General features: G+C 70.6%; 11 protein-coding genes. 3 read left to right on the top strand and 8 right to left on the bottom strand.

Going from position 1 to position 11,028, the window contains the following annotated elements:
- Positions 1 to 155 precede the first annotated feature (155 nt).
- Both QM633_RS02965 and QM633_RS02960 read left to right on the top strand, forming a co-directional pair.
- On the top strand, positions 156 to 1,406 hold the full coding sequence (locus QM633_RS02965; RefSeq protein ID WP_415152235.1) for a 6-phospho-beta-glucosidase: 1,251 nt from the start codon (positions 156 to 158) through the stop codon (positions 1,404 to 1,406).
- Positions 1,397 to 2,374 carry an N-acetylglucosamine kinase gene (locus tag QM633_RS02960; protein WP_415152234.1) on the top strand — a complete coding sequence of 326 codons (978 nt, stop codon included), beginning with the start codon at positions 1,397 to 1,399 and terminating at the stop codon, positions 2,372 to 2,374. The genes QM633_RS02965 and QM633_RS02960 overlap by 10 nt, the downstream gene beginning before the upstream one ends.
- Here QM633_RS02960 and QM633_RS02955 read toward each other — a convergent pair.
- Positions 2,349 to 2,651, bottom strand: a complete 303-nt coding sequence (locus QM633_RS02955) for a hypothetical protein (protein ID WP_415152233.1) — start codon at positions 2,649 to 2,651, stop codon at positions 2,349 to 2,351. The two genes, QM633_RS02960 and QM633_RS02955, sit on opposite strands and share 26 nt — an antisense overlap.
- Before the next feature lie 3 nt (positions 2,652 to 2,654).
- Positions 2,655 to 3,935: an adenylosuccinate synthase gene (locus QM633_RS02950; RefSeq protein WP_415152232.1), complete on the bottom strand. Its 1,281-nt coding sequence runs from the start codon at positions 3,933 to 3,935 to the stop codon at positions 2,655 to 2,657.
- Between the two features lie 151 nt (positions 3,936 to 4,086).
- On the opposite strand from QM633_RS02950, the gene QM633_RS02945 reads away from it, so the two are divergent.
- On the top strand, positions 4,087 to 4,836 hold the full coding sequence (locus tag QM633_RS02945; protein WP_415152231.1) for an SDR family oxidoreductase: 750 nt from the start codon (positions 4,087 to 4,089) through the stop codon (positions 4,834 to 4,836).
- 78 nt (positions 4,837 to 4,914) lie between these two features.
- Here QM633_RS02945 and QM633_RS02940 read toward each other — a convergent pair whose 3' ends face one another.
- From QM633_RS02940 to corA, 6 genes are all read right to left on the bottom strand, one after another.
- A complete protein-coding gene (locus QM633_RS02940; RefSeq protein ID WP_415152230.1) occupies positions 4,915 to 5,799 on the bottom strand; it encodes an NAD(P)-dependent oxidoreductase in 885 nt (294 codons plus the stop codon).
- A gap of 106 nt (positions 5,800 to 5,905) precedes the next feature.
- A complete protein-coding gene (locus tag QM633_RS02935) occupies positions 5,906 to 6,268 on the bottom strand; it encodes a biotin/lipoyl-containing protein (protein WP_415152229.1) in 363 nt (120 codons plus the stop codon).
- 12 nt (positions 6,269 to 6,280) lie between these two features.
- The gene (locus QM633_RS02930) at positions 6,281 to 6,535 is read right to left on the bottom strand and encodes a hypothetical protein (RefSeq protein ID WP_415152228.1); all 255 of its coding nucleotides are present in this window, start codon (positions 6,533 to 6,535) and stop codon (positions 6,281 to 6,283) included.
- A 5-nt stretch (positions 6,536 to 6,540) separates the two neighbouring features.
- Positions 6,541 to 8,079 (bottom strand): acyl-CoA carboxylase subunit beta, encoded by a 1,539-nt coding sequence (locus QM633_RS02925; RefSeq protein ID WP_415152236.1) that lies wholly within the window; start codon positions 8,077 to 8,079, stop codon positions 6,541 to 6,543.
- A 34-nt stretch (positions 8,080 to 8,113) separates the two neighbouring features.
- Positions 8,114 to 9,610, bottom strand: coding sequence for a methylmalonyl-CoA carboxytransferase subunit 5S (locus QM633_RS02920; RefSeq protein ID WP_415152227.1), 1,497 nt, complete (start codon positions 9,608 to 9,610; stop codon positions 8,114 to 8,116).
- Positions 9,611 to 9,776: 166 nt separating this feature from the next.
- The gene (corA, locus tag QM633_RS02915) at positions 9,777 to 10,889 is read right to left on the bottom strand and encodes a magnesium/cobalt transporter CorA (protein ID WP_415152226.1); all 1,113 of its coding nucleotides are present in this window, start codon (positions 10,887 to 10,889) and stop codon (positions 9,777 to 9,779) included.
- Positions 10,890 to 11,028: the final 139 nt, after the last annotated feature.

Raw genomic sequence — 11,028 nt, 5'->3', positions numbered from 1 at the left:
GTCCGCGACCGGCTCGGGCGTCGCCGCGAGCTGCCCGTCCAGCCGGCCAGGGCCGGCGAGCGACCCGTTCTGCGGGGCGCCCGGCGGCTGCTCGTCGCCGGCATCCGCGACCGTCTCGAGGACGCCATCGTCGCGTCCGCAACCAAGGAGGACTGATGAAGCTCGCCATCGTCGGCGGCGGATCGACGTACACCCCGGAACTGATCGACGGGTTCACCCGCACCGGCCTGCCGCTGGAGGAGATCCACCTCGTCGACCCGAACCTCGACCGGCTCACACCGGTGGCGGGGATCGCGAAGCGGATGCTGGCGCGCGCCGGCCACGCCGCGCGGATCGTTCCGACCACCGATCTCCACGCCGGCGTGGACGGCGCGGACGCGGTGCTGCTGCAGTTGCGCGTGGGCGGCCAGGACATCCGGCAGGCCGACGAGACCTGGCCGCACGACGTGCACTGCATCGGGCAGGAGACGACCGGTCCGGGCGGGTTCGCGAAGGCGCTGCGCACGGTGCCGGTGGTGCTCGACATCGCCGAGGTGGTCCGCCGGCGCGCCCGCCCCGACGCGTGGATCGTCGACTTCACCAATCCGGTCGGCATCGTCACCCGGGCGCTGCTGCAGGCCGGGCACCGGGCGGTCGGGCTGTGCAATGTGGCGATCGGCTTCCAGCGCCGGTTCGCCGCCGCCCTGGGCGTGGCTGCGGACGAGGTCGCCCTGGGCCATGTCGGCCTCAACCACCTCACCTGGGAGCGCAATGTCTGGGTCGGGGGCGAGGACCGGCTGCCGGGCCTGCTGGCAGCGCACCTGGGCGACCTGGCCGAGGACGTCGAACTGGCGCCGGCCCTGCTCACCCAGCTCGGCATGGTGCCGTCCTACTACCTGCGCTACTACTACGCGCACGACGAGGTGCTGGCCGAGCAGCTGCGCGAGCCGACCAGGGCGGAGGCCGTGAAGGCGATCGAGGACGAGCTGCTCGCCCTCTACGCCGACCCTGCCGTCGACACCAAGCCGGAGGCGCTCGAGCGGCGCGGCGGCGCCTTCTACTCGGAGGCTGCGGTCGAACTGCTGGACGCGATGCGCGGCGTCCCCGGGCCACCGCGGGTGGTGAACCTCCGCAACGACGGGGTGCTGCCGAACCTTCCCGACGACCACGTCATCGAGGTGCCGGCCCGGTTCGTCGAGGGACGCTTCGTCGCCGAGCCGGTCGCCCCGCTGCCCGACGACCTCGCCGCCCTGGTGGCAGCGGTGGCCGGCTACGAGCGACTGGCGCTGGACGCCGCCGTCCACGGCGGTCGCGACCGGGTGCTGCGGGCGATGCGGGCGCACCCGCTCGTGCTCCAGCACGAGCGGGCGGAGAAGCTCACCGACGCGCTGCTCGCCGCGAACGCACGGTTCCTGCCATGGGCCTAGAGCCCGTGATCGTCGCCGTCGACGGCGGCGGCACCAAGACCGACGCGGTGGCGCTGGGGGTCACCGGATCGCTGCTCGCCCATCGGCGGGGGCCGTCCTCCAGCCCGCAGCAGCTCGGGCTGGAGCGGTCGGTGGCCGTGGTCGACGAGCTCGTCGCCGCGGTCGCAGCCGGCCACCCCGTGCGGCGGGCCGAGCTGTACCTGTCCGGCATCGACCTGCCCCGCGAGCACGCCGCGTACGTCGCGGCGATCTCCGGGCTGCCGTGGGCCCGAGACTGCCTGGTCGACAACGACCTGTTCGCCCTGCTCCGCGCGGGCACCGACGCCAGGGACGCGGTGGCCGTGGTCTGCGGGACCGGGTCGAACGCCGTCGGGGTGCGGTCGGACGGGGCGACCGCGCGGTTCGCGGCCCTCGGCCACATCTCCGGCGACTGGGGCGGTGGTTCCGGCCTGGGCGCGGAGGCGCTGTGGCACGCGGCCCGCGACGAGGACGGGCGGGGGCCGCGGACGGCGCTCACCGGCGTCGTCCGGGACGGCACCGGCGTGGCGTCGATCGCGGAGCTGATCGAGCGCCTCCATTTCGGCGAGTTCGAGTCTGACCGCCTCTCGACCCTCGCTCCCGCCGTGTTCGCCGCGGCGGACGCCGGGGACACGGTCGCCCGCTCGGTCGTCGCACGACAGGCGGACGAGGTCGTCGCCTATGTCCGGGCCTGCGTCCGACGCCTCGACCTCGCCGGACGCCCGATCCCGGTCGTGCTCGGCGGCGGCGTCCTCCAGGCAGGCAACCAGCTGCTGGACACGAGGATCGCCGCCGGCATCGCCCAGGTCGCACCGGGTTCACGCCTGGTGACGCTCGCCCACCCTCCGATCGTCGGCGCCGCCCTCCTCGCGCTCGCTGCGGGCGGCGCGACGCCCGCAGCACTGGACCGCGCCCGGACCGCGCTCAGCGGGGCGCCCACCGGTCCATGAAGCCGAACAGCGCCATGCTGAACAGCACCAGCAGGCCGAGGATCGTCCACCACCGCCAGGAGACCCGGCCGGTGCGGGCGTCCATGCCCGTGGCGAGCACCGCGGCGACGGTCGCTGCGAGATTGAGGGCGACCATCACGATCCCCAGCCAGTAGAACTGCCCGTTCACCCACACCCAGGTGAGGTAGGCGATGGTGAGGAAGCACGCGGTGAGGCCGAGGAAACCGAGCAGGACCGGCACCCACCAGGGGGTCGGGGTCCGAGGTCGCCTGGCCATCGCTCACAGCAGGTCGTGCAGCATGACCGCCTGTTCCCTGGAGGGGCCGACGCCGATGCCGGAGATCCGGCACCGGACCAGTTCCTCGAGCCGGCGGACGTACGCCTGCGTGTTCCTGGGCAGATCGGAGAATTCCCGGCAGCCGGAGATGTCCTCGGTCCAGCCGTCCAGGTACTCGTACACGGGCACGGCGTGGTGGAAGTCGGTCTGGGTCATCGGCAGCGTGGTGGTGCGCTCGCCGTTCACCTCGTAGCCGACACAGACCGGGATCTTCTCCCAGCCGGTCAGGATGTCGAGCTTGGTCAGGAACATGTCGGTGAACGCGTTCGCGGTCACGGCGGCCTCGACGACGAGCGCGTCGAACCAGCCGCAGCGGCGGTTGCGTCCGGTCGTGGTGCCGAACTCGGCCCCGTCCTGGCGCAGCTTCTCCCCGTCCGCATCCAGCAGTTCGGTCGGGAACGGGCCCTCCCCGACGCGGGTGGTGTAGGCCTTCATGATTCCGATCACGCGGTCGATCCGGGTGGGGCCGACGCCGGCACCCGTGCTCGCGCCACCGGCGATCGGGTTGGAACTGGTCACGTAGGGGTAGGTGCCGTGGTCGACGTCGAGATGGTGGGCCTGGGCGCCCTCGAACAGCACGACCTGGCCGGCGTCCAGAGCGGTGTTGAGGACGCGGACGGTGTCGGCGACCATCGGACGCAGCCGCGCGGTGTGCGCGAGGAGTTCGTCGGCGACTTCTGCGGCGTCGATCGCGCGGCGGTTGTACACCTTCACCAGCAGGTGGTTCTTCTGCTCCAGCGCGGCCTCGACCTTCTGCCGCAGGATCGAGTCGTCGAACAGGTCCTGCACCCGGATGCCGAGCCGGTTGATCTTGTCGGAGTAGGCGGGGCCGATGCCGCGTCCGGTGGTGCCGATCCGGCGGTTGCCGAGGAACCGCTCGGTGACCTTGTCCATCACCTTGTGATACGGCGCGATGACGTGGGCGTTGGCGCTCACCAGCAGCTTCGAGGTGTCGACGCCGCGAGCATTGAGGCCGTCGATCTCCTCGAACAGCACGTCCAGATCGATCACGACGCCGTTGGCGATCACGGGCACCGAGTCGTTCAGGATGCCGGAGGGGAGCAGGTGCAGCGCGTACTTCTCGCCGTTCACCACCAGGGTGTGCCCGGCGTTGTTGCCGCCGGAGTAGCGGACCGTGTAGTCGACCCGATCGCCCAGCTGGTCGGTGGCCTTGCCCTTGCCCTCGTCGCCCCACTGCGCGCCGACGACCACGATTCCCGGCATCTGCCTGCCCCTTTGCGTGAGACAAGCCCGCGGCAATGCCGACGGGCTCTTGCGACCCAATCGTAGCGGTCACGCCGCCGGCGGGGGCCAGAGCCGTCCACAGCACCCGCCGAAGGCTCCGCGCCGATCGCCCCGCTGGCAGAATCGGGGTATGAGTTCACGCGGAATCGCCGTCGTCACCGGAGCCAGCAGCGGGATCGGCGCCGCCACAGCCCGCCGGCTCGCCGCCGAGGGTTTCGAGGTCATCTGCGCGGCCCGCAGGGCTGATCGGATCGAGTCGTTGGCCGCGGAGATCGGCGGCCGGGCGCTCGCCTGCGACGTGACCGCGGACACCGACGTCGACGCGCTGGTCGCCGCGGCCGGCCCCGAGCTCGCCGTGCTGGTGAACAACGCCGGCGGCGCGTTCGGCCAGGAACCGGTGGCCGCGGCCGACGTCGACGCCTGGCGGCGCATGTACGAGGTCAATGTGATCGGCACCGAGAAGGTCACCCGCGCCCTCCTGCCCGCGCTGGTGGCCGCCCGGGGTGCGATCGTGTTCGTCACCTCCGTCGCCGCGGACGGGCCCTACGAGGGCGGTGCCGGCTACTGCGGGGCGAAGGCGGCCGAGCGGATGATCGCCGGCACCCTGCGCCTGGAATTCTTCGACCAGCCGGTCCGGATCACCGAGATCTGCCCGGGCATGGTCGCGACCGAGGAGTTCTCGCTGACCCGTTTCGGCGGCGACCAGGCCCGTGCGGACGCTGTCTACGCCGGCGTTCCCGGGCCGCTGTCGGCCGAGGACGTCGCCGAGGCGATCACCTGGATGGCGACCCGGCCCGCGCACGTGAACATCGACCGCCTGACGATCCGTCCGGTCGCCCAGCCCGCCCAGCACAAGGTCTTCCGCGGCAGCTACGCCTGAGCGCCGCGGCCGCCCCTCCCGGCCCCCGTTCAGCCGCGGGCCGGTTCGGGTCGTGCCGAAGCGTGGGCGGCCCGAAGGTCAGGCAGGCGTGCGGCGGCGGGCGACCTCGATGACGGCGCTCTCGTTGGCCTCGCCCAGGCCGGACGCGATCAGCTCGTCGAGGCCGTCGATCGCGACCCGTCCGAAGGGGGCTGCGACGCCGAGTTCGCCGGCGAACCGCAGCGCGTAGTCGGTGTCCTTGCGCCGCAGGCACCCGGAGAACACCACGTCCTGCTGGTGGTCGCCGGCGACCATCCGGCGGCTGTTGCGCACCACCTGCGGGCTCGCGGCCTGACCGCCGGACAGCGCGGCCACGACCTGGTCGAGGTCGAGGCCCGCCCGCTCGGCCATCGCCAGTCCCTCGGCCGCCCCGGCGATCTGGACCGCACCGATCAGGTTCACGATCAGCTTGTAGGCCGTCCCCGACCCGACCGGCCCGAAGTGGAACACCTGGTCGGCGATGGCGTCGAAGAGCGGACGCGCCGCGGCCAGATCGTCCGGATCCGCGCCCACCAGCAGCGTCAACCGTCCCGCCGCGGCCGCGGCCGGCAGGCCCGTGACCGGCGCGTCGGCATACCGGAGGCCGGCTGCGCGTGCGGCGGCGGCCAGCTCCTTGACCCAGGCGTGCGACAGCGTCGAGCACTCGACCGCCAGTGCCCCGGGACGCGGCCGGCCGGCCAGCACCCCGTCCTCGCCGAGCCACACGGTCCGGGACGCGTCGTCGTCCCCGACCATCACGAGGACGGCGTCGGCGTCCGTCGCAGCCTCAGCGGGCGTCCTGGCCACCCGCGCTCCGCGCTCGCCGAAGGGGACACAGCGCTCCCGCGTCCGATTCCACACGACCAGGTCGTGCCCGGCGCCGAGCAGACGTGAGGCCATGCCCGACCCCATCCGGCCGAGCCCGAGGAACGCAATCCGTGCCATGCCGGCGACCCTACCGGGACCGGACGGCAGCACCCACGACAGGCCTGTACAGCACGACGGCCCGCCCCGGTGAGGGGACGGGCCGTCGCGGTCAATCGGACGTTGCTCAGTCGAGTTCGATGAGCCCTTCTCCGGCCTGGACGGCCGTGCCCTTCTCGACCAGGACCTTGCCCACCGTGCCGGCCTTCGGCGCGGTGATCTCGGTCTCCATCTTCATCGCCTCGAGCACCAGCAGCACCTCGCCGGCCTCGATCTGCTGGCCCTCCTCGACGAGGACGCGCGCCACCGATCCGGCCAGCGGCGCGACCACGGCGTTGGCCGACGTCGCCTGCACCGATGCCGTGGACGGGGCGGCGATGGACCCGCTGCCCCCACCGATCACGATCGAACCGAGCTGGGGAGCCTCCGGCTCCTCCACCTCGACGTCGATGTCGTAGGGAACCCCGTTGACATTCACTTTCAGTCTCATTGGTCTTCCTTCTCAGCGGGTGTACAGCGGGTGGTGGGTGTGCTGGGAACGCCGGGTGTTCGACGCCCAGTTGCGTCCCGTCGTGAAGTGCGGCTGGCGGCGCCGCGCACGGTGCCCGAGGTAGGCGGCGACCGCAGCGGCGATCGCGACCAGGGTCTCCTCGGGCACGTCGTCGGCATGCACCTCGAGGCGCTTGATCTTCGCCTCGAGCCCCTCCACCCGCTCGGTGAGCCCTCTGACGAGCTCGAGCAGTTCAGCCTCGTCCATGGCGATCACACCGGCCCGAGGCCGTGCTTCTTGGCCGGCCGCAACTCGCGCTTGGTGGCCAGCAGCTCCAGAGCCATGGCCACCTTCCGGCGGGTGTCGCCCGGATCGATGATGTCGTCGACCAGACCGCGGGAGGCCGCCATGAACGGAGTGGAGAAGGTCTCGCGATACTCATCGACCAGTTCCTCGCGCCGCGCCTGGGGATCCTCCGCCGCCGCGATCTCCTTGCGGAACACCACAGCTGCGGCGCCCTCGGCGCCCATCACGGCGATCTCGGCCGTCGGCCACGCGAACACCTTGTCGGCGCCCAGGTCCTTGGCTGCCATCGCCAGGTACGAGCCGCCGTAGGCCTTGCGCAGCACCACCGTGATCTTCGGGACGGTGGCCGCGGAGTACGCGTACAGCATCTTCGCGCCGTGGCGGATGATGCCGCCGTACTCCTGGGCGACGCCCGGCAGGTAGCCGGGGACGTCCACCAGGGTGAGGATCGGGATGTTGAACGCGTTGCAGAACCGGACGAACTTGCTGCCCTTGTCGGAGGCGTTGATGTCCAGCACGCCGGCCATCACGTTCGGCTGGTTCGCCACGATGCCGACGCTGCGTCCGTTGATGTGGGCGAAGCCGACGACGATGTTCATCGCGTAGCCGGCCTGCACCTCCAGGAAGTCGCCGTAGTCGACGATCTTGGCGATCACGTCACGGACGTCGTAGCCCTGCTTGCCGTCCACGGGGACGACGTCGTGCAGCGAGGGGTCGTACTCCACGCTGTAGTCACCGTCGATCATCGGGGGCTCTTCGGTGTTGTTCTGCGGCAGGAAGCTGAGCAGCTTCTTCGCGATCAGGATCGCCTGCTCGTCGTCGTCGGCGACGAAGCTGTTCACGCCGGACACCGACATGTGGGTGTCCGCGCCGCCGAGCTGATCCTGGCTGACATCCTCACCGGTGACCTGCTTGATCACATTCGGCCCGGTGATGAACATGTGGGCCTTGCGGGTCTGGATGATGAAGTCGGTCAGGGCCGGGGAGTAGACCGCGCCGCCCGCGCAGGGGCCGGCGATGATCGAGATCTGCGGCACCACGCCCGAGAGCAGCACGTTGGCGTAGAACACCTTGCCGTAGCCGGACAGGGAGTCGATGCCCTCCTGGACGCGAGCGCCGCCGGAGTCGTTGAAGAAGAGGAACGGCGTGCCTGTCTCCAGGGCCGCCTCCATCATCTCGACGACCTTCTGGTTGTGCACCTCGCCGGCCGACCCGCCCATCACGGTGAAGTCCTGGCTGGCGACGTGCACGGGGCGCCCGAGCACGGTGGCGCTGCCGGTCACGACACCGTCGGCCGGAAGGTCGGCGGTGTCCATGCCGAAGGTGACCGTCCGGTTCTTCCGGAACAGGCCGATCTCCTGGAAGCTGTCCGGGTCGATCAGGGCGTCGATCCGCTCGCGCGCGGTCAGCTTGCCGCCGTCGCGCTGCTTCTGCAGGCGGGTCTCCCCGCCGCCGAGCCGGGCGGTGGTGCGGGCCTGGAGCAGGTCGGCGACCCGCTTCTTCATGCTTACTGGCTTGTTGCTCATCTCGTCCCTACCCTCACGCCATCTCGACGGTGACGGTGCTCTCGCGCCCGCCGAGGGAGACCTTGTACTTGATCGGGCCACGCACGGCATTGGCCGCGCCACTGGCGGCGTCCGCCTCGGCCTTCAACTGCTCCTCGGTCTTGCCGACGTTCTTCGGGCCCTCGTCACGGGCACTGAAGAAGCCGGGTGCGACGCCGGGGAACATCGCGTAGGTGAGCACGTCCTCGTCGGTGCCGTCGAAGCCCTCCAGCTTGGCGGCCTCGCCGACCAGCTTCTCCCACTCCGGGGGCAGCAGGTCGGCCGGACGGACCGTGATCGGCTCCTTCTTGGCCTGCGCCTGGGCGATCGCGACGACCTCGGGGTTGCGCTCCCCGATGCACTCGCCGTAGTAGCCGAGCATCAGGTCGGCGAACTCGCCGGTCATCACCTTGTACTTGCCCATCAGGACGTTGAACACGGCCTGGGTGCCGACGATCTGGCTGGACGGGGTGACCAGCGGCGGGTGGCCGGCGTCCGCCTTGACCAGCGGGACCTCGGCCATCACCTCCTTGATCCGGTCGCCGGCGCCCTGGGCCTTCAGCTGGCTCTCCATGTTCGAGAGCATGCCGCCGGGAATCTGGCTGGAGAAGATGTCGGTGTCCACGAGGGTGGCCGACTCGAACTCCTTGTACTTCGGACGGACCTTCGCGAAGTGGTCGCGGATCCTGGTGAGCCGCTCCGGGTCGAGGTTGGTCGTGTACGGCGTCCCCTCGAGCATCGCGACGAGCGACTCGGTCGGGTTGTGGCCCGGCCCGAGCGACATCGAGCTGATCGCGGTGTCGACGACATCGGCGCCGGCCTCGATCGCCTTCATCAGCGTGACCAGCGTGACACCCGTGGTGGAGTGGCAGTGGACGTTGATCTGGACGTCCTCGCCGTAGGTCTCCTTGATGCCACGGATGATGTCGTACGCGGGCTGCGGCTGCAGCAGCGCGGCCATGTCCTTCAGCGCCAGCGACTCGGCGCCCATGTCGAGCAGCTGACCGGCCAGGTGCACGAAGCCCTCGACCGTGTGCAGCGGGGAGATCGTGTAGCAGATGGTGCCCTGGGCGTGCTTTCCGGTCTTCTTGACCGCCTGCATCGCGTGGGCCATGTTGCGGGGATCGTTCAGTGCGTCGAAGACGCGGAAGACGTCCATGCCGTTCTCCGCGGACTTGTCCACGAACCGCTCCACCACTTCGTCCTCGTAGTGGCGGTAGCCGAGCAGGTTCTGACCGCGCAGCAACATCTGGAGGCGGGAGTTCGGCATCAACCTGCGGAAGGTCCGCAGCCGCTCCCAGGGGTCCTCGTTGAGGAACCGGATACACGCATCGTAGGTGGCGCCACCCCAGCACTCGACGCTCCAGTAGCCCGTCTGGTCGATGTCCTCGCACGCCTCGACCATGTCTTCGAGGGCCATACGTGTCGCCATCAGGCTCTGGTGCGCGTCGCGGAGGGCGACCTCGGTCACACCAATGGTTCGCTGACTCATGGATCCATCCTGTCAGACCTCCTACTACAGATCGTCGTAACGGGTGGATTACGGACAGTCGTGAGACGAATGGTCTGACCTATGAGAAATGGTGCTTCGCCGAGGCGGGATCCCGGGCTGCCCGCGAAGGGTGGTCGTGCTCGGCGTGGACGCGTCCCACGGCGCCCTACAGCCAGCCCTGGCGGCGGAAGTTCCGGTACAGCAGCAGGCAGACGGCGACCATGCCGGCGATGACCACCGGATAGCCCCAGGGACTGTGCAGCTCGGGCATGAACTCGAAGTTCATCCCGTAGATGCCGGCCACCATCGTCGGTACGGCCGCGATCGCCACCCAGGCCGAGATCTTGCGCATGTCCTCGTTCTCGGAGACGGACAGCCGGGCGACCGCCGCCTGCAGGATCGACGACATCAGCTCGTCGTAACTGCCCACCTGTTCGCGCACCTGCTCGAGATGGTCGTGGACGTCGAGGAAGTACTGGCGCATCTCCCTGTCGTCCTGGGCCTCGGCGAGCTTTCGCACCGCGGCGTTGAGCGGGGCCACCGTCCGCTTCATCTCGATCAGGTCGCGCTTGAGCTGGTAGATCCGCTCGACCTGTGGGGTGCCGCGAACGGCGAACACGTGGCTCTCGATCTCCTCCACGTCGTCGGAGACCTCGTCGGCGACCCGCAGATAGTCGTCGACCGCGCTGTCCACGACGGCGTGCAGGACGGCGATCGGGCCCCGGGCCAGGTGCTCGGGACGGGCCTCGAGATGGCGGCGCACCGGCTGCAGCGCTCCGTAGCGGCCATGGCGGACGGTGAGCGCGTACCACTGGCCGGCCAGGACTGTTGCCGTCCCGGTCTCGACGATCTCGCCGCCCTCGCCACGGACGTCGGTGTCGACGTAGCCGAGCGTGCGCAGGGAGAGGAAGAGAGTCCCGTCGTCGTAGCGCTCGAGCTTGGGTCGCTGCCGGGAGTTGCCGGCGTCCTCCAGGGCGAGCGGGTGCAGGCCGAACACGTCGCGCAGCGCGTCCAGCTGGTCGGCCGACGGCTCGAAGAGGCCCAGCCAGACGAACCCGGACCCGGCCTCGGCGCGGGCACAGGCCGTGGCGAAGTCGATATCGGACTGGCGCCGTCCGTCCACGTAGTGCGCCCAGTCGATCGCCGCGGCCAGCGGGTCGGCGGACGTGGAGGGGGTGGTGGGAGCGGGCGCGGTTGCCGGAGACCACGGCGCGCGGCGCAGCGGTACCGAGCGGAAGGTGGCCGGAAGGCTCAGGCGGCCGGGCAGGGACAGGTTCATGACGGCTCCTCGGGACGGAGCCGCAGCAAGCCCGCGCCGGGCCGGGATCAGCTCGGGCGGACGCCGCGGGAAGTGGGCGGGACGGGTTGGTGGGGACTACCTGGTGACATCCGCCTCACCTCCTCCGGCTCAGCCGCTC

Origin of the sequence: Propionicimonas sp., assembly GCF_047606205.1 — a bacterium.
GTDB lineage: Bacteria > Actinomycetota > Actinomycetes > Propionibacteriales > Propionibacteriaceae > Propionicimonas.
The sequence above is the reverse complement of the archived record's forward strand: the minus strand, read 5'-3'. Positions and strand labels throughout refer to the sequence as shown.